A 23,726-nucleotide genomic window follows, 5' to 3' on the forward strand; every position below is an offset into this window, starting at 1 on the left:
CCATGTTTCCTTATAATGAATCCCGGCAACGGGATTGAAACACCCACAAAAAAGGAAATACCGTGATCTCAGAGGTTTCCTTATAATGAATCCCGGCAACGGGATTGAAACGGGCAGATTCAAGCCGAATACTCCGCGTGTTGAGTTTCCTTATAATGAATCCCGGCAACGGGATTGAAACCCTCAGTTGAATTCCGCTAGATTAGGGCACGGCATTGCCGTGCCCCTACCCCATCAATTATCCCTGATGTAGGGACACGATACTATCGTGCCTTATTATCTCAAACTGAGCGACTTAAGAGGATTCAATCTGACATGATACTATGAGTTAAGCGATCGAGGCGTTCGGAATAACTTTTCATCACATTCAAGGCAAACATTGGTGTTTCCTGAACCGCAAACAGGAATCGCTGCTGATCCAGAAATGCCAAAGTACAATCTGTTTTCGCGATCGCGCTATAGGTTCTGTCGTCTACTCCAATCAATGTTCCGGTACCAAACACCTCACCCTTGCCGATGGTTTCCACAATTTTACCATTGACAGAGATGTTGACTTCTCCATCCAATATGCCATACATATAGTTCGCTGGATCACCTTCTTGGAAAATAACCTGATCGGCAGAAAATGTCTTAGGTTCAGCCTGTTGTTGTAAGATGCTGACTGTGTTTGCGGGTTCTAACATGGTCTGTATGCCAGATCATTTGATGTTTTGAGAATATACCGCAAGCGGACAAAAAACAATATCTAGCCAAAGGTAGAAGACATGGTTTGTAGGGGCGGGTTTCACTATTATCGCTTCGGTTGTACCCAGATATCATTAAACCCGCCCTTGAGCTAAAGCATTATCGGTAAAACCTCACTGCGGCGACTCATTCGATTGATCTGATCCCACGGCTAGCAAATGCTGGCGCACCAGATATTCCAACTGATACAGATACGCCGCCGTAACTAATCGATACAAGGTGGGTAAGGTGAATAAATCCCTCAATTCATCCCACCACGCCAACGTATCATACAAAGAACCCATCTGAGGAAGGAAGATAATCTGAATCATTTGACTCACCACAAATGCCAGTGTAATCGCCATCCACCCATAGAAGCCTTCCCACCAACTCATGAGTGTCGGGACAATTCCCGTCACTTCAGCCATTTCCTGCGATCGCGTATTTGGGAAAAATCGGTCAAGAACGATGTGCAGCCAGTGATGAGTAACGGCGATAATTACTATTGGTGAGAGTAACGTAACAAAATATAACAAGAATCGCCACTTCGGGGCAATCACCATCAGAGAATCACCCAGTTGTAAGATTGAGAGGATAATCCGGATAATCACCGAAATTCCCCGAAAGAGCAGAATTAAAAGAACGGCACTTAGCCATGCAGTGGGGTAAGGAATAAAAGGGGGCAAATTTCTCATATTTTCCATTGGTGATTGGTGATTGGTGATTTGTCATTGGTTAGGGAACCGAGAGATAGGGCAATTTTGGGTTACTTAAAACTTAGTCGGAGCGGGTTTAGTCACTTAGGGGTGCGGTAAAAAACGATAGTAGTGAAACCCGCCCCTACACACCTTCCTCGAAGATTGTGAAAAGTATTTCATCCCTCAACTCGCTTCTACCAACAACGTCTGATACGCCGCCTCAATTCGTTCCACTTCCGATGACACATCTGTCTCTAATGTCTTCAACCGCTCTAATTCTGCCCCATTATTAATCTCATGGGACTCTTTTTGAGCGATTAAATTATCCAACTCTGACTTGCGAGCATTAATATCATCATTCATCCGTTCCGTCACTTCTCGCTCATACACATCAAAGCATTCTTTCACCGCATCGTGAATCGGTTGCCATTGTTCTCGTGCGACTTGAGGCAAATATTTAACTAACTCTTTCTTCGCCGCTTTCACCAACTCTTTCCGCGCTTGATCTGCTTGCACAACCCCAACCCCTAACCCTAATAATGCCAATCCCACGGGTCCTAAAACCACCCCTGAAACCGCTGTAATCATCGCCCCGACACCCATCACCGTAATAAAATTAAGAGCGATATTTTTCCAATCAAACCCCGCCCCCGCCATGGCTACCCCGGCAATATTTCCTCTTGCTAAGGAAAAGAGTCCCGCTGCCCATTTTGCCCAAGCGGGAGCATTATCTTCTGGGGTTGTCCCAATCACCGGAGAGATGCGTTGTCCGGTTAACTTTTCGGTAATTTTCTCCGTCACCTTGGTATAGGATGCACCATAATTTGCTGCACTTTTCGATAACTGCAAAAACGCCCCATCCATCTCTTTTTCGGCAATTAAACTCCAGGCAGATAATTTATCATTTATATACCGCTCAAATGCCTGTTGCAGTCCAGCTTCAAAGGCTTCCCGTCTCCCTCGACTCAAAAAATCCATGAATTGAAAATCCGGCTGATACTGCATGAAATCGGCTTCAAACGTATTCCCCAAATTTAAAGTGTATGTGCGGAAGGAATCAGCCACCGCTTTTGCCTTACTATCCCGTACCGATTTGATTTCAGCTTGGAATTGCTGACAGATATCATTCAGCTTCTTAAATTCAGGTTCTACGGAATTAATCCGTTCTTTTAACTCCTGAACATCCTGTTCCAGCAACGGAATCCGCCGTTCAATCGCTTCCCGCACATGACTATACCCTTGACGCGCCAAGGTTCTGGCTTGGCGGAATTCAGCCACGGCGCGTTCGCTGGTCAAAAATGTACTTAATGCACCCAGAAACTCCGGAAATCCGGTTCCTTCCAGAGACGCCGTTGGCTGCTTCACTCGTAACCGCAGCGCTTTAATCGCGGAAATCTCAAACACCCGTTCATCATAAATATCATGCCCATCAACTTGACAGTAATCGGCTAAGTTAGCTCGAAATACACGCCGCACTTTATCTTCCGATTCTTCTAATTCTTCGGTATCATCTGGATCAATCAAACTTTCGCGAATCTGATCCCAAGCATTAATTAAAAAGAAAACTGATAATCCCCGATCCTTAATATAATTCTCTAAATAACGGCGTTCAGCCAAGGTACAAGGCTGAGTTGCTCGCAGTACAAATAAAATCGCATGGCAATTATTGATATATCCCAGAGATAACTCGTTCCGGGCTTCGGTATCATTAAGTCCAGGGCTATCGACGATTTCGATACCTTTTTGTAATAACGGTAAGGGATACTCTACGACAGCATAATCAACATTAGGGAATGCCTGTTTCTTCTGTTGTTCCAGTTGTTTGGCTTCGGCGGGGTCAATTGTGTAGCGGCGCTTAAAACTTTTAAAGTCAATATCTTCCGGGGGTGTGCCATCATTAAAATGAACGGTAACTTTTTTTTCTGTCCCATACCGCAAAACGGTTAATAAGGCGGTACAGGGATTCACATCGGAGGGTAATAAGTTCTCGCCAATTAAGGCATTCAGAAACGTACTTTTGCCCCGTTTCATATCACCCAAAACCAGCAATCTGAATACACCTTGTTTTAAATTTGTACTGGCTCGGCTTAAATCATCAATATCCCGTTCCAACCCCAAACTGCCGGAGGTATCCTTGCCCAGGGTTTCCCCCTGTTCCAGGGTTTGGGCGATTTCACCCAGACTCCTGGCAACTTGCGATCGCACTTTAGCAACTCGCTCTAAATTATTCAGGAAACTGTCTGTTTCTATTTTGTAACTCATTGGTTATTTTTCCCTTAACTATGTTCATACCAAGTTATCTGAGAGAAGGGCGGGTTTAGTCAAGTTATCGGTTTTTGGTAAAACCTTATCGGTAAAACCCGCCCCTACAACTGATAAAATAGGTGGGCATTGCCCACCCTACCATGTGCTTAAATTTCACCCGGTACTAACAATAACTCCTCATACACAGATTCAACCTGCCGACATTCAGCTAAAATATCAGCATCTAAACCTCTCAACCGTTTTAACTCAGTTTGCCGATTAATCTCACGAGATTCTTTTTGCTCCAGCAAGTTATCTAACTCGGCTTGACGGGATTTAATATCATCATTAAGGCGTTGAATTACTTCCCGTTCGTAACTATCAAAACAATCTTTCACCGCTTGACGAATCGGTTCTTGTTGTTCCTGACTGAGTTGCGGTAAATATTTCACAAACTCTTTTTTTGTCGCTTTAATCACCTCTTTGCGGGCTTGTTCGGCTTGCAGTGCGCCCACACCCAAACCCATCAACGCTAATCCAATAGGATTCCAAAACGTCAGCCCCGTAAAAATTAATAAAAAGCTGCTAATCCCAATTACCGCTAACCAATTCACCAGGATATTTTGCCAAGTAAACCCAGCCGCCGCTAACGCCACACCCGCCACATTTCCTGACGCTAAGGAGAAAAACCCCATCGCCCATTTTGCCCAAGTGGGTGACTCTTCCCCTGCATCAACCCGAACGCCTGACGGTATCGTTTGTCCAATTAACTTCTCAGTCATGGAATCAACAATTTGATTATAGGTTGCGCCATAGTTAGCGGCACTTTGGGCAAGTTGGGAAAACCCCTCTTGTAAATACTCCTCCGCCGTGCGTTCCCACTCAGCTAATTTATCCTGAATATACTGCTCAAACGCTTGCTTTAATGCCGCATTAAACGCCTCCCGTCTCTCCGCTTGCAAGAACTCCAGAAAGTCAATTGTGGGCTGATAGCGTAAGAAATCAGATTCAAATGTCTTTTCTAAGTTCAGCACATAAGTGCGAAACGAATCCGCCACCGCTTTAACTTTTGTATCCCGCATCATCCGAATTTCATCCTGGAATTGATCGCGGATTTGGGTTAATTGCTCAAACTCCGGTTCAACCCCCTGAATCCGTTGTTTTAATTCCTGAATATCTTGGTCTAGTAAGGGAATTCGCCGTTCAATCGCTTCGTGAGTACGGCTATAAACTTGACGCGCCAACGTTCTCGCTTGGCGTAATTGTGCCACGGCGCGTTCTTGGGTCAAAAAGGTATTCAGCGCCCCTAAAAATGCTGGGAATCCTGTTCCTTCTAGGGAATCCTCTGCATCTTTCACCCGCCGCCGCAAGGCTTCCAGGGAGGAAAGCTCAAACACTCGTTCCTCATAGCGATTCTGTCCATCTTTTTGACAGTAATCAGTTAGATAGGTTTGGAATACGGTGCGTAACCGATTTTGTGCTTCTTCAAGTTCATCGGGATCATCCGGATCAATCAATCCTTTGCCGATTTCATCCCAAGCGTTAATTAGAAAGAAAACCGTTAATCCGCGCCCTTTAATGTAATTTTCTAAATAGCGGCGTTCTTCCAATGTACAAGGCTGCATCGCCCTGAAGACAAACAAGATAGCGTGGCAGTTATGGATATAGTTGAGTGATAATTCATTCCGGGTTTCGGTATCGTTCAGCCCCGGACTATCCACAATTTCAATCCCTTTTTCTAAGAGGGGCAAGGGATATTCGACAACGGCATAGTCAACGTCGGGAAATGCCGAACTGTTCTCAGCCTCCAGGCGTTTGGCTTCGGTTGGATCGATGGTATAATTTTGCTTAAAACTGGCGAAATCGAGGGATTCTGGTGGTTTATCCCCTTTAAAATAAACCGTGACTTTTTTTTGAGTTCCGTAGCGCAAAACTGTCAGTAGCGCTGTACAAGGATTCACATCGGCTGGCAATAACTTCTCACCAATCAAGGCATTGAGGAACGTACTCTTACCTCGTTTCAAGTCTCCCAATACCAGCAGCCGAAATAAACCCTTCTGCAAATTGTCACTGGCAATCTGGATATCTTCGCTTTCCCGTTCTAGACTCAATTTACCGGAGGTTTCTTCAGCGTCCAATTCGGCTTGGTTTAGCCGTTTGGCAATTTGACTCAGATGCGTCGCCGCTTGATGGCGCACTCTCACCACTCGCTCCAAATCCCTGAGTAAGCTGGTATTATCTGCGGTATAGCTCATAGTTTTTTCTGATTCACGCTTTGGGTGAGATGAAGGCAGGTTTGAGTGTGTAGGGGCGGGTTTGACCGATAACGTTCAGGAGAAAACCTCTAACTTAACTAAACCCGCCCCGATCAAATGCAAGAGTTAAATTCCCTGTTCCCTAAGACTTCTTATCGCCTTCGAGGAAAATCTTATAGCCAATAAAGCCAATAACACCGATAATCATAATCGTCGCGATCGCAGCACTCACCCGTACAACCAGAACCGCCGCCACGACAAAGGCTAAGAACTTACCGAACATCACTAGCTTTCTCCCCCACCGTTGCAGCTTTCCTTCTGGTTGCTCATGCTTAACGGTTTGGTAGAGAGGAGGTTGATTAATTTCCGCTTCCAGTTCGCGTAGTCGGAGTTCTCGCTCTCGTTGGATCAGATCGTGTTCCCGGCGCTGAAGCTCTCGGTCTTCATTATTGGGAGAAGTCATGTCAGTTCATCCTAATCTCAGATCGATCACAATAGGTTATAAAAAGGTTAAAAGTCCCTAGCAATTTAGCTGACTCGTATTCATCATAAATTTTCTCTTACTTTAACCTTAGAGCCTCAGCATCTGCTAGATCCGGTTAAAAAAACTTTAGGGCAAACCTCCATTCCGGGAGCTGGGGGAGCTGGGGGAGCTGGGGGAGCTGGGGGAGATGGGGAAGCTGGGGGAGCAAGGGTACATTTGTCTTGAGCAAGGTGATGCCAGACTTATGAAGGATGCTACCCGATTTCCTTGAATCAAACCCTCTGTCAATAAAGCTCAAAGTATTGATTGTTAATGGTTTTGGCTTTGTGCAGCAAGCCCTACTTAGATCACTATTCTTGTTGGGTTGGCTGATGTTCAGCATCAACCAGGGTTTCTTTAGATTGATCGAGCATACCCTTACCAGAAGACGTGCGCTTTTTGGCATGAGTTGACGATTCTACAGGACGGATGTCGTCATGCAGATGAATCTGAATTTTCGGTCCTGAACTAGCTAGACGGATAATCATCCCATCCACAACCGGCGTCTGGGTAATGCGTTTTCCATCGATATAGGTTCCGTTAGCACCTAAGCTGATAATTCGCCAACCTGAACCATTCCGCCGAAGTTCAACATGGTGACGTGAAACGACGGCGCTGTATAAAATGACATCATTATCCGTAGACCGCCCAATCCGAATCACCGATTCCGATTTAAAGGGCCAACTTTGAACAGGTACGGACTGGAGAGGATGCAGCAGGGTCAGAGTAATCACCGGTATTACATCATTCAAAAACGTGGGTCCTTTCGACTGACTGAATACTTCTAGAGTGTCCCATGAGTCTAGAACAGGTTGTCCTTGAGGGATACCATCGATCAACCCTAACTATTTGTCAATGGTCAGGAGTCAACACGGTAAAAGATTTTTCCGGAAACATTATAGAATTTACCTGTAAATCAGGCTTTTTATGATTAACCCCCCTCAGCTTCAGTACATAGGCAAGCGACTCAGGACACTTGGAACAAAAACGTTACCATGTCCCCTTTGCCTAGGCTAATGCGATCGCCTTTGCGTAAGCGATGGCGATCACCTTTCGGTAACGGCGTATGGTTGATGTATGTTCCATTGGCGCTGCCCACATCTTCAAGATAGTAGGTATCTCCCTCAACACGAATATCTGCATGAACTCGTGAAACAATCTCAGAATTCGGAAAGCCAGACACATCAATATCAGGGGGAATCTGATCGTTAGGTTTACCGATATGAATCACACTCAGATGGGAGGGGAGTTCCATTTTGGTCTGGGTTTGTAGATGCAGCAGATAAACGGACTGCACCTGCAACTGTGTGACACTACCTAGCTTTGGTGTGGCTACAGGGGGCGGAGGGGGTTCTGTTTCCGGCTCCGGTGGGGCTGGCTTTTCTTCTTCTTCTGTTGTCGTTCCGGATTGACCAACCTGGGTAACGGGTAGATCAGGAGGGGGATCGGGTTGCGGGTCAGGGATGGGTGATTGGGAACTCATTGAAAGAGGTTCGGGTTCAATTAGAGGGTCAGGGGGGTCTAAATCGGGTACATCGGGAACCGACACTGGAGCTGGTGTATCTGGGCTTCCCGTTGAGCCACTGGCTTTCAGGTTAAAACCACATTGACCGCAGAAGCTAGCGTCTGTTTGAACTGTTGTACCACAGTTGGGACAACTCATGCTTGCCGGTAAAGGTGTATAGCAGGCTTCGCATTGAGTCGCACCGTCTGGATTTTGGTGATTGCAGTTAGGGCAAACAATCATAAGCTATTCAAGATTCACGCATTCAAAATTAGCAACAAAAGCGGTTTCACGTAGAGACGTTGCATGCAACGTTTCTACTGAGGACAAAACCGCCGAAATCCTTCGAGTCAGCATGAGCCTTCCTCCTTCATCAAAACACAGTTAACCGTTCTACCTTAATAACTTGTTACATCAGGCTCACGGATTCTCTGTCGTGGAAATGAGCATTAGCCTTTCACCGCTTGACCGGCTTGCTGATCTAAAAGCCACCACAATTCCCCTTGAGGCTGAATAAACCGCGCCGGATAGGTCAAGGGGTCAGCCTCAGCCGCGAAGATTTGAGCCAACGCAGGTTGCTTACCCGCCCCCGCCACCAGAAACATCACGCAATGGGCTTGGTTAATCAAGGGTACAGTAAAAGTGATCCGAGGTTGACCCTCTTTATTGCCCAAAGTAATCCGGCGATCGCAAACCTGTAGCGCTTGGGTATGAGGAAATAAAGATGCCGTATGCGCGTCGTCACCAATACCCAATAAGATCAGATCAAATTGGGGAAACTCGTCAGCGGCTACACCAAAGAACTCCCCCAGTTGAGTATCATGCTTCGAGGCATCTGCTTCCGGAGACTCTCCGTCTGTGGGAATGGGGTGAATATTCGTGGCTGGAATATCAACGTGATCCAACCAAGCCTGACGCGCCATCGCTTGATTGCTATCCGGGTGATCGGCTGGAACATAGCGTTCATCACCCCAAAAGATGTGCAGTTTATCCCAGGGTAGATTCTGGCTAGCTAGGGCTTCATAGAGGGGCTTGGGTGTACCGCCCCCCGCTAAAGCCAGGGTACAGCGCCCTGAGCGTTGGATTGCCTCCTGTATCTTCGTGAGGACAACATCACGCGATCGCTCAATCAGCGCGGCTTTATCAGGCAAAACTTCGACAATTTTCTTCATCAATCTGTGCTCCTCCGGCTCAACAGGTAACTTGGTCTAGCCGCCCGTTTCGTTGGATAATTGCAGTAGACCCCTAGGGTAATCATTCAAATATCCATGAGTTAATATGGGCAAGTCATACATGAACCCTAATTGTCCCATACCGTATGGGGTACACTCGGTTCTAGGGTAAAAAATTCCACTACTCCACTGTGTAGACGGCGGGGATTGCTAAGGACTTGCCTTAGTAACGCAAAGTGGTATCGTTGGGACTAAAACAGGTTTTGCAGGTTCCTGGGTTTCTCACCATTAAAAACCTGCTTGTAAACCATAGTGGGCGCGATTTCGGACCCAACGTAAGACGATGGGGTATCCGTCGCGGAATCAGGTTCAATGAAAAGTAGTACTATGTATTCTTCGTTCGCGGGTTTAGCACTTAAGATAGTCGGATTGATCATGATCCTATCGTCCCTGTTGGATTATCTGATCCTGATTATTCCCTCTCCTGGTGTTAGCCCCCTTCAGAATGAATGGCAGCTTAATTTAACCACCCAGCTCGTTGATCGGGGTGTTATCCCGATGGTGGGAATTGCCTTTTTGGTAACAGGATCTTGGATCAGCAATAACAGTGGTGGCTCATTACCGGAGCGAAAATCGTCAATAACGGACTTGAGATTCTGGGCATTTTTACTCTCCAGCCTATTGGGTTTACTATTCCTGTTGCTTGTCCCCTTGCACTTTAACAATGTCCGCATCCAAAGCAATCAAGCGATAGAACAGATTACTCAGCAAGCCCAGCAAGCTGAAACCCAACTGGAAACGCAAGTTCAGCAAATTGATACTCTGCTTGAAGATCCACAACAGCTAGAACGACTAGACCAAGCCATTGAAAGCGGTCAAGCTCAAGGAGAGCAACTCCAGCGACTCCAGGCACTCCGAGAACAATTGCAGGCGCTTAAAACAGATCCCGAAGCGATCGCTCAAAGAACTGAGCAAGCTCAGACTCAAATCCGCAGTCGTAGACAAGAACTTGAGCAACGCGCCCGAACTGAGGCATTAAAAAGAGGTATCCGCATCGGTTTAAGCAGCTTACTGTTAGCCATTGGCTACAGCATCATTGGCTGGATGGGATTGCGGAACTTGAGCAGTTAATCTGCAAGTCATTGCTATGCGAGCAACAGGCAAAAAGGTTTGATAATAGTCTCTAAATTGTCAGTTGATCGAGATTTACGATTCAAAGAAGATACACCAAAGCGTCCTAATCACCCATTCCGAGATAACAAATAACCTCTATTTGAGCCAGTTGCCAACTGCTGTAGGTAATCCCCAGTTCTGCTTTTATGTGCCATCGGTTACGATTGGCATTGAGGCGGATTGGGGTTCTCAATTTCAGCAAACCGCTTTAGCTAGACTCATTTTTTTACAACCTTTGACATGTTCTCGATTTATATCCTCACCTACAACGAAGAACGAGATATTGAAGCGTGCATCAACTCAGCGCGGCTCTCGGATGACATCATTGTGGTGGATTCGTGTAGTAGCGATCGCACGGTAGAATTTGCCCAACGTTATCCTGTGCGAGTTGTATCTCATCCCTTTGAAAGTCATGGGCGTCAGCGTACTTGGATGCTGGAGAACCTCCCGACTAAGTATGAATGGGCTTACATCCTAGAAGCCGATGAACGGATGACCCCAGCCCTATTTGCTGAATGCCTAGAGGCGATAAAGGACAACCAGTACGTGGGATACTATGTCGCCGAACGGGTGATGTTCATGAATCGATGGATTCGTCACTGTACTCAGTATCCCCGTTACCAACTTCGTTTACTGCGAAAAGGTCAAGTCTGGTTTACCGATTATGGTCATACAGAACGAGAAGTCTGTCATGGATCTACAGGGTTTTTGCAAGAAACCTACCCTCACTATACCTGTAGTAAGGGGTTTAGCCGTTGGATTGAAAAACACAACCGTTACTCCACCGATGAAGCCCGGGAAACCTTACGCCAGCTTGAACAAGGCACTGTCAACTGGGGAGCGTTGCTGCTGGGGCGATCGGAAGTAGAACGGCGTCATGCTCTTAAAGATCTGTCGTTACGCTTGCCCTTTCGTCCATTACTACGCTTTCTCTATATGTACATTTTCCTCGGAGGCTTCTTGGATGGACGCGCTGGCTTTACTTGGTGTACCTTACAGGCATTTTATGAATATCTAATTACCCTCAAGGTTTGGGAACTTAAGGATGAACAACTGCCCACCATTGAGGGAACCGATTCCCAACTCTCTTTCTGAAGACCAACAGATCAAGAACTATTAGCCTATGTTGTATTGATTCACCTCGGTCTTATTGCTCCCCCAAACCCCCACAGTTAGATAAACTGTAAGGTGTGATACAAGTTTTTTAAGATAGTTAACCGTACACCCCCCTTGAACAAGCTTAAATCGAGATATCAATACTTGCAACAATTCTTAACAAGCTTTACAACTAAAGATAGAACCCTCGACCAGGAGTACTGCTTCACTGGGGCAGCAAAAGGGGGTTGAGCAGGAGTTCATCCCCCTCAACGGCTGGGAAAGCTGGCGGTGATTGCCGTGATCAGGTCAAGGTTTCAACAGCTTATACCAGTAATTGAGAGAGCAATGACAGACGTTTAAGAGCCATTGTAAGGAGAATCAATACTCTGTGATCCAACGCTTCAAGCAGGACTTAAAAAACGACCTAATCGCCGGTCTCCTAGTAGTGATTCCCCTCGCTACCACAATCTGGCTGACGATTACCATCGCCAATTGGGTGATCAATTTTCTTACCCGTATCCCTAAGCAACTCAACCCCTATAATAACCTCCACCCCATTTTGGTCAATCTCTTGAATTTACTGGTAGGGCTAACGGTGCCCCTCCTGTGCATTCTACTGATTGGCTTAATGGCACGTAATATTGTCGGGCGGTGGTTGCTGGATTTAGGAGAACGAGTGTTGCAGGCAATTCCCCTGGCTGGATCAGTCTATAAAACACTCAAACAGTTATTGGAAACCTTGCTTAAGGATTCCAGCAGTAAATTTCGGCGGGTGATTTTGGTAGAGTATCCGCGTCAGGGAATGTGGGCGCTCGCCTTCGTCACGGGGACAGCAACGGGTGAAATTCAAGGCAAACTCAACGACACCATGTTGAATATTTTTATCCCCACCACTCCGAATCCGACCACCGGATGGTATGCTATTGTGCCGGAAACGGAAGTGATTAATCTTTCCATGTCCATCGAAGATGCCTTTAAGGTACTAATCTCTGGTGGAATTGTTGGACCGAGTGAATCCATGGGTGTACCCCTCCAGATGCCATACGGCAAGACGAAGCGAGAGCAACCTCTATCAGATATGCTGCAACAGCAGATGTTACCCACGGAAGAAAGTTCCTAGTTCCTAGTAATTAGGGATTGGGGAAGAGGGTTATTGATGTACATAGCTAGCTTCTTTTCGGGAGCTAGTAGAACAAAGGACAAAGGACAAAACCATGCAACCCCGCAGAATTGCTCGTGAACTGGCACTTTTAGGTCTCTCTCAGATGTCTCGTGAACCGGAACAGCTTGATGAAAAACAACTGAGCCAGATGGTATTAGTCGCCGTGAGGACTCTAACCGATGAAATTAACGAAGCCTTAGAAACAGCCTCAGCCGAACTCAAACGTGGGAGCGATCGCCTCCTTGGTAGTGAAACCCGGGCGATCGACGTGCGAAGTTCCAAAACGATGGTTGCTGAAGCCATTGAACTGACTCAGAAGGCGATTAACCGTATCGGTGTCGCGGTAGAAATCCCGGAAATGATTCAGCTTGCGAATCAAGCCGACGTGCGGGCTTATGCGATAGAAATTCTACAGGCGATTCGTCGTAGGCAAGTCGAAATTGACGAAATACTGGTTAAATCACTCAAAGATTGGCAAATCAATCGCTTACCCCGTATTGACCGCGATATTTTGCGAATAGCGGTGGCAGAAATGGCATTTTTAGGGATTCCTGATCGGGTAGCTATTAACGAAGCCATAGAACTGGCTAAACGCTACAGCGATCAAGAAGGGCATCGATTTGTGAATGGCGTGTTGCGGCGCGTCACTACCTGCATAAATGAGTCGGAGTCTTCAGCTCTAGAAATAAGTTAAGTAAGTCGGTTAGCCCAGGTGAACGAGGATCGTCATTCGTCCTTTGTCCTTTGTCCTTTGTCCTTTGTCCTTTGTCATACTCGCTTCCCTTGAAAGCAAGCTCAAAACTGACAACTCACAACTATCTCTAATTAGGTGCAATGGTATTTAATTGGTTCCGCCGCCAAGTTGGTAAAAGTGCAGCCTCTTCCGAGGAGAAAGAAGAGAAGCAAGAACAGCAGTCAACCACTCCCCCGGTTGAATCGCCGAAATCGGAGAGTGAGTCTGCTACTCAGGAGCAATCATCAACAGTTGCTGACGATTATCTGAGTTGGGCAAAAGCTGCTTATACAAACCTGCAAAAGCAGGAGTCAGCGCCCTCAGAAGCTGAAACTGAAGCGCCAGAGGTACAACCTGACACGGCTGAATCTGCCCAGGCTGAACTAACAGAGAGTACAGAAGCCACAGAAACTGCCCCGGAAACGGTGGAAGCAGAGGAAGCAGAGGAAGCAGAGGAAACGGTGGAAGCAGAGGAAACGGTGGAAGCAGAGGAAGCAGAGGAAGCAGAGGAAGCAGAGGAAGCAGAGGAAGCAGAAGTTAGAGTTGATCAGAGTAGTACAGCCACCTCCCCAGAATCTCCGGTTGTAACTGAGGCGGAAACCGACACCGAACAAGTAGAACCTGAAGAAACGGAGGCTCCAACGGCTTCAGATACCATAGCCGACGTGGAAACTGACACAGAGGAACCTGAACCTGGGGCGGCTGAAGAATCAGCAACTGTGCCGATTTGGGCAAGGAAATCCGAACGGGAAGAACGACTTAAACGGCTTGAAGCAACGGCAATTGAGACGCCAGAACCAGAATCTGTCGCGCCACCCACAACCCAACCCGAAGCCGAGGCGGATATCGCCTTGGATGAAGAATTTTTATGGTCAGCCAAAGTCTTAGCCGATCAAGGGCGTACCCCTGAGGATGTCTCCGCTGAGGAAATTAGCTGGCTAAAACAGCTTCGTTCTGGATTGGGCAAAACTCGTCGCGGCTTAGTCAATCAACTCAAGTCTATTGTCGGTCAAGGTCCGTTGAACCAAGACGCCGTGATGGAAATTGAGGCGTTGCTGTTGCAAGCCGATGTGGGTATCGAGGCAACGGATTACATTATTGAAACCCTGCAAGCTAGAATGCGCCAGGAAGTTTTGCCTCCTGAACAGGCGATCGCCTATTTGAAACAAATTCTCCGGGATTTACTGGATAAACCCTGTCGCGAGTCTTACGGTTCCACTTTTTTCCCGGAAAAAGACACCCTGAATATCTGGTTGATGACTGGGGTAAATGGTGCGGGAAAAACCACCACGATTGGCAAACTGGCTCACTTAGCCAATAAATCGGATTACAAGTGTTTGATTGGTGCTGCCGATACCTTCCGGGCGGCGGCGGTGGAACAGGTGAAGATTTGGGGAGAACGCAGTAGCACAGAGGTGATTGCTAATCCGGGCAAGAATACTGATCCAGCCGCTGTGGTATTTGATTCAATCACAGCCGCTCAAGCCCGAAATACGGAATTGCTTTTGGTAGACACCGCAGGGCGTTTGCAAAATAAGAAAAATCTGATGGAGGAATTGGCGAAAATTCGCCGGATTATTGACAAAAAAGCACCTGAGGCGAAGGTGGAATCGTTGCTGGTATTGGATGCTACCCTCGGTCAAAATGGTTTGCGTCAAGCTGAGGTGTTCTCGGAAGCGGCAAAATTGAGTGGTGTGGTGTTGACTAAGTTGGATGGTACGGCTAAAGGCGGTGTGGCTTTGGCGATCGTGCAGCAATTGGGATTGCCGATTCGGTTTGTCGGTGCTGGAGAAGGGATTGAAGATTTACGTCCCTTCTCAAGTTATGAGTTTGTGGAAGCGTTATTGAGTGGATAATCAGACTGGCAAGCTTTGGATTCGTGATTTGCTCCTGGGTATTCTAAATGACAAATGACAAATGACAAATGACAGAAAAATGAGAGAAACATGAAGTGATGTAACAATAGCTGCGTAAGATTAAGAAGTATTGCAATAACTTGAATCTGTTGCTATGGTATGCATTGTCCATTTAGCGAATGCTTGTGGGAACTATGAATATCATGCTAAACATTGGCGACTATGCCCATCATCGTTCAACTGGGAACGTGGGTAAAGTTGTCGCTTATGGGCATCAAATTGTAGATGGTGTGTATTTACCCACTCTCAAAGTTGAAGTACAGGTAGTCAATGAGAGGGGGAAGAAGAAACGAATATTTATTGAAGACGTGTTTCAGGAATGGATGCAGGTGGAGCAAGGCGTTCATCCACGGAAGCCGACTGAGACGGATTTAGCGATCGCGTAACGTTGAAAGGGGGCATGGTGAGGCGTCCTAATTTCTCAACCTCGAAGGATTTTCTGCTACTCACCCGACACCCGAAACTCCGCACCTGGTCACCCCACACCCGGTCTAGTGATATCAATTGTAATTGTGCCGCCAAAGTCAGGGATAGGAGCAGCAGGTTTACTCAGCCGCACTTGTACTCGCTCGACTCTATCGAGCTTTAACAGAGCATCTGCGATCGCGCTGGCTAATTTTTCCACTAAGGAAACCTTAGAGTTGGCGATCAGTTGCTTAACCGTGTCAATGGCTTGGCGGTAATCCAGAGTGTCTTTTATGTCGTCACTCTCACCGGCGGGAGCTAAATCTAACCATAACGTCAGATCCACTTCAAACCATTGTCCAAGTACCCGCTCTTCTGGCAGATAACCTGTATAGCCATAAGACCGAATTTTATTGACCTGTATGCAATCCATAGATAAGTAGGTAGGGACAATTAAAGTTAACGGCGGTGATCGTCATTTGTCATTTGTCATTTGTTAGGGAACAGGGAACAGGGAACAGTGTAACGTAGAGCAGTTAACTCACGACTCCCCCAGCTTCCCCAGCTATAAGCATTCTCTCTATGCTTTCTATTGAAAATCCAAATGCAAAGAATGGAGCATCGTCAGTTAATCTAATTGAAGAAATATTAGGAAGCGTTACAAACCTTAACTCTTCGCGGAAATTATGAGATAGTGTTCCAAAGACTTGACGCTTTCTGAGTGTACCGTCGTTCTCTCACTCCTCCGAGTCTAATGCGAATCACGAATCGTATACATTTTAGAAACCTGCAAGGTGACATATTCGGGGGGATTACTGCTGCGATTATCGCCCTCCCCATGGCACTGGCTTTCGGTGTTGCCTCTGGTGCTGGCGCTTTAGCAGGTCTTTGGGGTGCAGTTTTAGTTGGCTTCTTTGCTGCCCTATTTGGTGGTACACCCACTCTCATTTCTGAACCCACAGGTCCAATGACCGTGGTCATGACTGCCGTTATCGCTAACCTGACGGCGACGGCGGGTACAGAAAAGGGTATGGCTATGGCATTTACTGTAGTCATGATGGCAGGGGTATTCCAGATTATTATGGGTACATTGCGGTTGGGTCGATACGTTACCCTGATGCCCTACACCGTAGTATCTGGATTTATGTCTGGGATTGGATTTATCCTGGTCATCCTGCAACTTGCACCATTTCTGGGACAGGATAGTCCTTCCGGTGGCATCCTGGGTACAATCCAAGACATACCTGATCTTATACGCGATATCCAGCCCGGTGAAACGGCTCTGGCGGTTTTGACGGTTACGATTCTGGTAGTACAGCCATTTTTATTGCAATCTGCGCCGTCTAATGTTAAGAAGTTTTTCCCACCGCCCCAGTTAATCGCGCTGGTGATCGGAACGGTAGTAGCATTGGTTGTGTTCCCTGAGATGGGCGATATTCGCCGCATTGGTGAAATCCCTCAAGCTTTACCTACTTTACAGGTTCCAACTTTTAGCGCGGCAGAATTCCAAACCATGCTCATTAATGCCTTGGTTTTGGCGATGCTCGGTTGTATTGACGCTCTACTCACTTCCGTTGTTGCCGATAGCTTAACTCGTAGTCAGCATAACTCGAACAAAGAATTAATTGGTCAAGGGTTAGGAAACTTAGCATCCGGATTATGTGGCGGTATCGCTGGCGCTGGTGCAACCATGGGAACTGTGGTGAATATCCAAACTGGTGCTAGAACTGCCATATCAGGTTTAACTCGTGCCTTAATCTTGCTAGTCGTCATTTTAGGTGCTGCTAGTCTAACGGCTTGGATTCCGATGGCGGTTCTGGCTGGAATTGCCCTCAAGGTTGGTATAGATATTATCGACTGGGGTTTCCTGAAGCGAGCGCATAAGGTTTCGATTAAGGGCGCCATGATTATGTATGGCGTGATCATCCTGACTGTATTTGTTGACTTGATTGTTGCTGTTGGCGTTGGTGTATTCGTTGCTAATCTATTGACCATTGAACGTCTCTCCAAACTTCAAGCCAAGGATGTTAAGACGATTACGGATGCCGATGATGCTATCCAGATGACCCCTGAAGAGAAAGAACTGATTGATCAAACTGATGGTCGCATCCTATTGTTCCACCTAAGTGGACCGATGATCTTTGGGGTATCCAAGGCAATCTCCCGTCAGCAAAATGCGATGGCAGATCATGATGTCCTGATTGTAGACTTAAGTGATGTTCCACACTTGGGTGTTACCTCTTCGTTGGCGATTGAAAATTCCATCCAAGAAGCTATTGATAAAGGTCGTCAAGTCTTCATTGTTGGTGCTACGGGTCAGATTAAACGACGCCTGGAAAAATTGGGCATTCTGTCAATGTTACCTGCCCATAATTTGCACGTTGATCGGACAGAAGCATTGCGGCAAGCCGTTGCTGTGGTCAAGAGATATGAACTTCCAGCAAATGGTATATTGTCTACTGCTTATCCCACTCAATCCGATGATGTTGCCATCAGCAACTAGCCGGTTCTAATTAGGGATGATAAGAAAGGATTGGGATAATTATTAAGAATATTAAATCTGTAAATTTTCTTAATTTTGCCATAAAGACTTATAATTATAGTACAACTTAAACTTAGTAAAATAAGGTTTGTTTTTGCCAATTAACCAGATGCAAACCTTTGTCTAGACCGATAAGGATAGGTCTGTACCCAAAAACCGAGCTAGATGATCTGCCAATAAATTGATCACGTTAGGGTTGTGCGATAGGTATTCCTTTTATCTCAGCGCACTCTATGGAGGGGCTAAATATATTTGAGTGTCACTCAACCTCAAAGGTAACTCATCAATCAATCTCACAGACTTGAAAATAAACAATAGATGCAGACCATGATTTTTTCCGACCTGATACAACCAATTCCCATATTAGCAACAGCGCCAGAAAATGGGTCAATTGTACTCGCTGGTGTGTTGCTCAGTTTAGTTATCATTTATCTTGCCAGTAAACTGGGCGGAGAGTTATCCAAGGCAGTTGATTTACCGCCAGTTTTAGGTGAATTAGTCGGCGGTGTTGTTGTGGGTGCTTCAGCATTGCATCTGCTTGTTTTCCCCGAAAGTGGCGCAGTTGCGGCTGATTCGCTACTGATGAAGCTGCTGCAATGGATTGGTGATTTAAGCCCAGAGGCTGTTGTCAATGTCTTTGAAACCCAGAGTGAAGTCGTCTCGGTTTTAGCTGAAATCGGGGTAATCATCCTCTTATTTGAGATTGGCTTAGAATCGGATCTACGGGATCTCAAAGAAGTCGGTTATCAAGCGGCAATTGTGGCGGTGGTGGGAGTCGTCGCCCCCTTTGCAGCGGGTACAGCCGGGTTAATGTTTTTCTTTAATGTTGCCGCGATTCCGGCAATTTTTGCAGGTGCAGCGTTAACCGCCACCAGTATTGGGATTACGTCTAAAGTTCTCTCGGAATTAGGGCGTCTCAAATCAAAAGAAGGTCAAATTATTGTCGGGGCAGCGGTTATTGATGATGTCTTGGGTATCATCGTCTTAGCCGTGGTTGCTAGTCTGGCTAAAACAGGTGAAGTTGACGTTTTCAACGTTATCTATCTGATTATTAGTGCGACTGTTTTCCTCCTCGGTTCTATTTTCCTGGGTAAATTTTTCAACCGCTCCTTTGTGGCGATCGCGGATAAGTTACAAACGCGAGGACAATTGGTTATTCCTGCGTTTACCTTTGCGTTTTTAATGGCGTTCTTAGCGAATGTAATCCAATTAGAAGCGATTTTAGGAGCATTTGCAGCGGGATTGGTTTTGGATGAAACGGATAAACGCAAAGAATTGGATAAGCAAGTGGTTCCCATTGCCGATATTTTAGTCCCCATTTTCTTTGTGGCTGTGGGTGCGAAAGCAGATTTAGGTGTTCTCAATCCTGCGGTTCCGGAAAATCGGGAAGGATTAGTGATTGCTGTTTTCTTAATTGGGGTAGCGATTATCGGAAAATTGGTTACAGGTTGGACATTTATTGGTCAACCTCAAATTAACCGCTTGGCGATTGGGGTTGGTATGATTCCTCGTGGTGAAGTGGGATTGGTGTTTGCGGGAATTGGTTCAGCTAGTGGGGTTTTGAGTAAGCCTTTAGAAGCAGCGATTATCATTATGGTGATTCTGACGACATTCTTAGCGCCACCTTTCTTGCGAGTGGCGTTTAAAGGTTCACCAGAGGCGGCGGAAGTTGAAGAGTCTAAAGAAGCTCTGGAACAAGCAGATTTGTTGGGATAGAGTATTGAATTAGACTAAAGATATGGAATCCCTCGGCTTTACAGCGGGGGTTTTTTTGCTCAAAGCATTAAACAGCATTGGGTTTAAACCCAATGCTAAAAAGAAGACTTGATTCATGTGGATGTTTAAGAAAAGTTATAAACTAACTATTGACTACTTAGAAGTGTGGAAATCAACAAAAAACACACTTATGGATTCTACTTACTTATCTGAATAATCAATTCTATGTCTGTTAATACTCCAAGATTTAAGAATAGAAGTTTAACTTTAGATAATTGCTTTCAGATTCCAACCATGAAAAAAGCCTGGAAGCAAGTTAGAAATGGTTTAAGAAATCAGTCAATATTAGACTTATATGACTATTATGATTTTCATGTTAACAAAGACAGACTTATTGTCATTATTCGCGATCAAGTAGTTAAAGGTGATTATAGACCTAATAATTCGTATGTTATTAGGAGAGAAAAGAAGTACGGAGTATGTAGACATCTTCAATTACCTAGTGCTGATGATGCGGTGGTATTACAAACTTTAGTAAACAAGCTTGAACCATCTATAAAAGATGCTCAACCATCTAATAGAGCTTTTTATAGCAGAAGTCATACTAAACCAAAATCAGAGGCTGATATAGATGAATCTTTTCCTTATCCATGGTGGGAACTGTGGCCTCAATTTCAAAAAAGAATTTATGAATTTTCAGCAGAATTCAAGTATGTTGTAGTTACTGATATAGCCAACTATTACGACAATATATCCTTTAGCATTCTGCGTAATGTTATATCCAGTTACGAAAAATTTGATGAAGGATTTTTAGATTTTTTGTTTTTTATGCTTGAGGCTTTTGTATGGAGACCAGACTATTTGCCATTATCAGGACTAGGACTTCCTCAAGTAGAATTTGATGCTCCTAGATTGCTTGCTCATTCATTTCTTTTTGAGATAGATGAGTATTTAAGTAAAGAAACAAACAATAATTTTGTTCGCTGGATGGATGATATCGATTTTGGGGTTAATGATATTGTAAAGGCAAAAAAAATTCTCCGAGATCTTGACGAAATTTTGCTAACAAGAGGGCTTCGCCTAAATATGGGAAAAACTAAAATATTATCGTCATCAAAAGCAAAAGATTATTTTTTACCCGATGAAAATAGATATTTAACAATAATGTCAAAAAGACTTGACAGGAAAATAAGGGATGGTCGGTCTATAAAATATGAGAAGCAAAAGATTAAATCAAGATTTGGGGATTTTCTCGAAAAATCTAGAGAGGGTAGGTGGGATAAAGTCTATAAACGTTATTTTACAATTGCTTCCAAAGCCAAGGATAGCTTCTTAGAACCTTATATAGCAATCCTAAATAGGATGCAACAAGTAGACGGCTTGAAATCAAGGTATAGCAAGGGTTTCAGTTTTGAAAATTGCCACAATCAATTTAGGATTGCTATATACCTGATTTAATGAAGGACTATCCAGATTTAAGAGATAGTATTATTCGATACTATAAAGACCTTGGGTATACCCCGATGCGGTTTAATAGTTTAATTTCATTTTTAAGAAGTGGTCATTGTATTGGAGATGTAAGTGTATTTGCTTTTTCAAAATTATTGGTTGAATGGGAAATTGATTGGCAATATGAAAGTGTAAACGAAATAGTTGAGTTAGCAACTCAACTAGCCGGTTATTCATCTGTTCATTTTGTTGCTAGTATTTGGATGTTGGCTAAGTATGGCTCAGAAGAAGAGTTATTTTCTTCAGTAGAGAGGCATTCACTTATTTGGAAGCAGTCAGGTTTTCTAGCCAGACAAGTTGCAGCACTCATGCCTCTGTTTAAATGGAATACAGATAATTACAGCAGAATTGATAGGATTATTTTTGAAGTTGGTCATGCAGATGCGATAAGAATATTAAAAAATTTGGAAATTATCATGTCTTACCAAAGAATTCCTCAAGATATGAATTTATATCTATCTACAAGAAATGGTGGTGTATATCCTCTACACAAATTTTTAATGTCAATTAATATTTTGAATAACTCAAGGTTATGTGTCTTAATCCGGAAAGAATTCAGAGATAAGTTGGTTTCCCAAGTTATTACAGATCCAGTGTATATAAGAAAGCTTAGTATAATTAATCTGCAACCTACTGGCATAGATAGTAATTTAAATCAGTAACATCTTGAAACAACTCCACAATTTATACAAACAGTTTATTATGTCTTGGGGGGAACTTCAGCCTCTCTAATTTCAGCTAATACTTGATGTAACGCCGCACGATGCCTCCAGCCAACGAAGCCGCTGTAAAAACACTCCCTTTCAGGATTCGCCACAAAGATATGGTCAACGTGTAACGGACTTGTCCAGATGCGAATCGTGAATCCGTTAGCAAAGGTGATGTGGGGTTGACTCCGGGCAAAGTCTCGCGGATGAGCATCTGTCATTCCGGGTACTGACTGCAAGCGTTCAATTAACTGAGCGGTAAAATCTAGGGGGTAAGGGTTAGTTATTGTCGGATTTGCCCAAAATTCCCGGATAATTCCGATGACTGTGGGATGATTTTTGAGTTGGGCATGGGCTAAATTGGGGATACTCACAAACTTACCATGGGAAAACTTGGTTGATTCAACGGTAATTGTTCTATCGCTACCCCCATCTATATCACCAGCAATGACTAACGTAGGAATCTTTTTGGCGATGGATTGAGCAATCTGGCGGCGATTGATACCTAGGGCACCAGCCATACCGATACCAACACTAAAGGGGTCGATTAATCGCGCTAAATCTGACCCGCCAATGGGGGATGCAACCAGTACAAATGATTCTATCTGAGACCACCATTCGGGATGTTGATTGAGAATTTCTAGCCAAATTAAACCGCCCATGGAATGACCGATAATTCGGATCGGAGTATTCGGATACTGGCGAATGGTTTCAGTGGCTATTCCTTCGACCTGTAGAATTAAGGGTTCAATGCGCCACCAGGTTTTTAACCAACCGAGATTGGGTGTAACCAAGTGAGACTGGGGAGTGGCTAAAGTTTTGGCTAAGGCTGCGATCGCGTGGTGGGTATCCGCCCAGCCGTGTTGGGCAAATAGAATAAAATCTGGGGTTTTTGGCATCGTGATAGTTAGATGAGGAAGATGGAGGAGATGAGGAAGAGAATTTGCAAAGGACGAATGACAAATGACGAAAGACCAATAACAAATCAACCATCAATTATTACTGGATTTTGCCAAAAGTCGCGAATCACTTCCGCTACAGCCGGATGATTTTTTAGGGTGGGATGAGATAATGTGGGCAAATAAAAAAAGTTTGCACCAGGAACCTTGGTTTCGTCTAGAGTCACTGCACCATCTGTTCCGCCACCAATATCGCCCGCAATCACTAATGTGGGAATCACTTTAGCAATGGATTCCGCCATCTGGCGGCGATTTTCAAGCATTGCCCCAGCTATCCCCACACCCATTCCCAAAAATGTAAAATTTCGGGCTAAATCCACCCCGCCAATAGGAGAAGCCACGAGAACAAAGGACTCCACTTGAGACCACCATTCGGGATGTTGTTTGAGAAGTTCTACCCAGATTAATCCGCCAAGGGAATAACCAATAATCCGGATCGGGGTTTGGGGATACTTGGCAATTATTTCCGTAGCAATTCCCTCCACCTGCTTGATTAACGGCTTAATTCGCCACCAGGTTTTCCACCAACCCAGATTGGGGGTAATCACCAGCGTCTGGGGAGTCGCCAGAGTTTGCGCCATTTCCGCGATCGCGGCTTCTGTATCTGCCCAGCCGTGTTGAGCAAATAGAATGTAATCTGGGGTTTCTTTCATCGTGATAGTCCGATGGAGGGAGATGGGGTGATGG

22 protein-coding genes and 1 CRISPR repeat array (1 of these 23 running past the window's edge) are annotated in these 23,726 nt (G+C 45.1%); of the genes, 10 read left to right on the forward strand and 12 right to left on the reverse strand.

Features of this window, described 5'->3' with window-relative positions; translation table 11 throughout:
* A CRISPR array of direct repeats spans positions 1-181; the repeat unit is 37 nt; unit sequence GTTTCCTTATAATGAATCCCGGCAACGGGATTGAAAC; it begins 366 nt to the left of the window's first position.
* Between the two features lie 124 nt (positions 182-305).
* The 8 genes from MC7420_RS20885 to pgl form a co-directional block, all read right to left on the reverse strand.
* Complete coding sequence (locus MC7420_RS20885; protein WP_006102727.1) at positions 306-683, reverse strand: Crp/Fnr family transcriptional regulator; 378 nt, start codon at positions 681-683, stop codon at positions 306-308.
* A gap of 174 nt (positions 684-857) precedes the next feature.
* The gene (locus MC7420_RS20890; protein ID WP_006102588.1) at positions 858-1,427 is read right to left on the reverse strand and encodes a hypothetical protein; all 570 of its coding nucleotides are present in this window, start codon (positions 1,425-1,427) and stop codon (positions 858-860) included.
* A 177-nt stretch (positions 1,428-1,604) separates the two neighbouring features.
* Positions 1,605-3,683 (reverse strand): dynamin family protein, encoded by a 2,079-nt coding sequence (locus MC7420_RS20895; RefSeq protein ID WP_006102637.1) that lies wholly within the window; start codon positions 3,681-3,683, stop codon positions 1,605-1,607.
* A 149-nt stretch (positions 3,684-3,832) separates the two neighbouring features.
* A complete protein-coding gene (locus MC7420_RS20900; protein ID WP_006102811.1) occupies positions 3,833-5,920 on the reverse strand; it encodes a dynamin family protein in 2,088 nt (695 codons plus the stop codon).
* Between the two features lie 142 nt (positions 5,921-6,062).
* Positions 6,063-6,383: a hypothetical protein gene (locus MC7420_RS20905; RefSeq protein WP_006102729.1), complete on the reverse strand. Its 321-nt coding sequence runs from the start codon at positions 6,381-6,383 to the stop codon at positions 6,063-6,065.
* A gap of 371 nt (positions 6,384-6,754) precedes the next feature.
* Positions 6,755-7,177, reverse strand: a complete 423-nt coding sequence (locus MC7420_RS20910; RefSeq protein WP_044208715.1) for an FHA domain-containing protein — start codon at positions 7,175-7,177, stop codon at positions 6,755-6,757.
* A gap of 233 nt (positions 7,178-7,410) precedes the next feature.
* Complete coding sequence (locus MC7420_RS20915; RefSeq protein WP_006102797.1) at positions 7,411-8,190, reverse strand: FHA domain-containing protein; 780 nt, start codon at positions 8,188-8,190, stop codon at positions 7,411-7,413.
* 206 nt (positions 8,191-8,396) lie between these two features.
* On the reverse strand, positions 8,397-9,119 hold the full coding sequence (gene pgl, locus MC7420_RS20920) for a 6-phosphogluconolactonase (RefSeq protein WP_006102670.1): 723 nt from the start codon (positions 9,117-9,119) through the stop codon (positions 8,397-8,399).
* A 387-nt stretch (positions 9,120-9,506) separates the two neighbouring features.
* Between pgl and hpsJ-B the strand changes: the two genes are divergently transcribed.
* Positions 9,507-10,250: a hormogonium polysaccharide biosynthesis protein HpsJ gene (hpsJ-B, locus tag MC7420_RS20925; RefSeq protein WP_232231751.1), complete on the forward strand. Its 744-nt coding sequence runs from the start codon at positions 9,507-9,509 to the stop codon at positions 10,248-10,250.
* A gap of 106 nt (positions 10,251-10,356) precedes the next feature.
* Here hpsJ-B and MC7420_RS43445 read toward each other — a convergent pair whose 3' ends face one another.
* Positions 10,357-10,485, reverse strand: a complete 129-nt coding sequence (locus tag MC7420_RS43445; protein WP_269546323.1) for a hypothetical protein — start codon at positions 10,483-10,485, stop codon at positions 10,357-10,359.
* Between the two features lie 47 nt (positions 10,486-10,532).
* Between MC7420_RS43445 and MC7420_RS20930 the strand changes: the two genes are divergently transcribed.
* The 5 genes from MC7420_RS20930 to MC7420_RS20950 all read left to right on the forward strand — a co-directional run bounded on the left by MC7420_RS20930 (position 10,533) and on the right by MC7420_RS20950 (position 15,587).
* Positions 10,533-11,387, forward strand: a complete 855-nt coding sequence (locus tag MC7420_RS20930) for a glycosyltransferase family 2 protein (RefSeq protein ID WP_006102730.1) — start codon at positions 10,533-10,535, stop codon at positions 11,385-11,387.
* A 391-nt stretch (positions 11,388-11,778) separates the two neighbouring features.
* Positions 11,779-12,510, forward strand: a complete 732-nt coding sequence (locus MC7420_RS20935; RefSeq protein ID WP_006102773.1) for a DUF502 domain-containing protein — start codon at positions 11,779-11,781, stop codon at positions 12,508-12,510.
* A 94-nt stretch (positions 12,511-12,604) separates the two neighbouring features.
* Positions 12,605-13,246 (forward strand): transcription antitermination factor NusB, encoded by a 642-nt coding sequence (gene nusB / locus MC7420_RS20940; RefSeq protein WP_006102706.1) that lies wholly within the window; start codon positions 12,605-12,607, stop codon positions 13,244-13,246.
* A gap of 140 nt (positions 13,247-13,386) precedes the next feature.
* Positions 13,387-15,141 (forward strand): signal recognition particle-docking protein FtsY, encoded by a 1,755-nt coding sequence (gene ftsY, locus MC7420_RS20945; RefSeq protein WP_006102813.1) that lies wholly within the window; start codon positions 13,387-13,389, stop codon positions 15,139-15,141.
* A 194-nt stretch (positions 15,142-15,335) separates the two neighbouring features.
* Positions 15,336-15,587 (forward strand): hypothetical protein, encoded by a 252-nt coding sequence (locus MC7420_RS20950; RefSeq protein WP_198016515.1) that lies wholly within the window; start codon positions 15,336-15,338, stop codon positions 15,585-15,587.
* Positions 15,588-15,676: 89 nt separating this feature from the next.
* Here the strand turns inward: MC7420_RS20950 and folB are convergent, their stop codons facing one another.
* Entirely contained in the window at positions 15,677-16,039 is a 363-nt protein-coding gene (folB, locus tag MC7420_RS20955) for a dihydroneopterin aldolase (protein ID WP_044208635.1), read from the reverse strand.
* Between the two features lie 321 nt (positions 16,040-16,360).
* On the opposite strand from folB, the gene bicA reads away from it, so the two are divergent.
* The 4 genes from bicA (at position 16,361) to MC7420_RS20975 (ending at position 22,035) form a co-directional block, all read left to right on the forward strand.
* Complete coding sequence (gene bicA, locus MC7420_RS20960; RefSeq protein WP_006102720.1) at positions 16,361-18,109, forward strand: bicarbonate transporter BicA; 1,749 nt, start codon at positions 16,361-16,363, stop codon at positions 18,107-18,109.
* A gap of 366 nt (positions 18,110-18,475) precedes the next feature.
* Entirely contained in the window at positions 18,476-19,864 is a 1,389-nt protein-coding gene (locus MC7420_RS20965) for a cation:proton antiporter (protein ID WP_157453260.1), read from the forward strand.
* Positions 19,865-20,089: 225 nt separating this feature from the next.
* Entirely contained in the window at positions 20,090-21,322 is a 1,233-nt protein-coding gene (locus MC7420_RS41700) for an RNA-directed DNA polymerase (RefSeq protein WP_006102701.1), read from the forward strand.
* Positions 21,322-22,035: a hypothetical protein gene (locus MC7420_RS20975; protein ID WP_006102820.1), complete on the forward strand. Its 714-nt coding sequence runs from the start codon at positions 21,322-21,324 to the stop codon at positions 22,033-22,035. Before MC7420_RS41700 ends, MC7420_RS20975 begins: the two co-directional genes overlap by 1 nt.
* 38 nt (positions 22,036-22,073) lie before the next feature.
* Here MC7420_RS20975 and MC7420_RS20980 read toward each other — a convergent pair whose 3' ends face one another.
* Both MC7420_RS20980 and MC7420_RS20985 read right to left on the reverse strand, forming a co-directional pair.
* Positions 22,074-22,979, reverse strand: coding sequence for an alpha/beta fold hydrolase (locus MC7420_RS20980; RefSeq protein WP_006102700.1), 906 nt, complete (start codon positions 22,977-22,979; stop codon positions 22,074-22,076).
* Between the two features lie 86 nt (positions 22,980-23,065).
* Positions 23,066-23,692 (reverse strand): alpha/beta fold hydrolase, encoded by a 627-nt coding sequence (locus MC7420_RS20985; RefSeq protein WP_006102693.1) that lies wholly within the window; start codon positions 23,690-23,692, stop codon positions 23,066-23,068.
* Positions 23,693-23,726 lie beyond the last annotated feature (34 nt).

The sequence above is a fragment of the Coleofasciculus chthonoplastes PCC 7420 genome (assembly GCF_000155555.1).
Lineage (GTDB): Bacteria > Cyanobacteriota > Cyanobacteriia > Cyanobacteriales > Coleofasciculaceae > Coleofasciculus > Coleofasciculus chthonoplastes_A.

Bases quoted from the DNA above. Each gene is read 5' to 3' on its own strand.
- MC7420_RS20885 (WP_006102727.1), bottom strand. From the start codon at position 683: ATGTTAGAACCCGCAAACACAGTCAGCATCTTACAACAACAGGCTGAA.
- MC7420_RS20890 (WP_006102588.1), bottom strand. From the start codon at position 1,427: ATGGAAAATATGAGAAATTTGCCCCCTTTTATTCCTTACCCCACTGCA.
- MC7420_RS20895 (WP_006102637.1), bottom strand. From the start codon at position 3,683: ATGAGTTACAAAATAGAAACAGACAGTTTCCTGAATAATTTAGAGCGA.
- MC7420_RS20900 (WP_006102811.1), bottom strand. From the start codon at position 5,920: ATGAGCTATACCGCAGATAATACCAGCTTACTCAGGGATTTGGAGCGA.
- MC7420_RS20905 (WP_006102729.1), bottom strand. From the start codon at position 6,383: ATGACTTCTCCCAATAATGAAGACCGAGAGCTTCAGCGCCGGGAACAC.
- MC7420_RS20915 (WP_006102797.1), bottom strand. From the start codon at position 8,190: ATGATTGTTTGCCCTAACTGCAATCACCAAAATCCAGACGGTGCGACT.
- pgl (WP_006102670.1), bottom strand. From the start codon at position 9,119: ATGAAGAAAATTGTCGAAGTTTTGCCTGATAAAGCCGCGCTGATTGAG.
- hpsJ-B (WP_232231751.1), top strand. From the start codon at position 9,507: ATGTATTCTTCGTTCGCGGGTTTAGCACTTAAGATAGTCGGATTGATC.
- MC7420_RS20930 (WP_006102730.1), top strand. From the start codon at position 10,533: ATGTTCTCGATTTATATCCTCACCTACAACGAAGAACGAGATATTGAA.
- nusB (WP_006102706.1), top strand. From the start codon at position 12,605: ATGCAACCCCGCAGAATTGCTCGTGAACTGGCACTTTTAGGTCTCTCT.
- ftsY (WP_006102813.1), top strand. From the start codon at position 13,387: ATGGTATTTAATTGGTTCCGCCGCCAAGTTGGTAAAAGTGCAGCCTCT.
- MC7420_RS20950 (WP_198016515.1), top strand. From the start codon at position 15,336: ATGAATATCATGCTAAACATTGGCGACTATGCCCATCATCGTTCAACT.
- folB (WP_044208635.1), bottom strand. From the start codon at position 16,039: ATGGATTGCATACAGGTCAATAAAATTCGGTCTTATGGCTATACAGGT.
- bicA (WP_006102720.1), top strand. From the start codon at position 16,361: ATGCGAATCACGAATCGTATACATTTTAGAAACCTGCAAGGTGACATA.
- MC7420_RS20965 (WP_157453260.1), top strand. From the start codon at position 18,476: ATGATTTTTTCCGACCTGATACAACCAATTCCCATATTAGCAACAGCG.
- MC7420_RS41700 (WP_006102701.1), top strand. From the start codon at position 20,090: ATGTCTGTTAATACTCCAAGATTTAAGAATAGAAGTTTAACTTTAGAT.
- MC7420_RS20975 (WP_006102820.1), top strand. From the start codon at position 21,322: ATGAAGGACTATCCAGATTTAAGAGATAGTATTATTCGATACTATAAA.
- MC7420_RS20980 (WP_006102700.1), bottom strand. From the start codon at position 22,979: ATGCCAAAAACCCCAGATTTTATTCTATTTGCCCAACACGGCTGGGCG.
- MC7420_RS20985 (WP_006102693.1), bottom strand. From the start codon at position 23,692: ATGAAAGAAACCCCAGATTACATTCTATTTGCTCAACACGGCTGGGCA.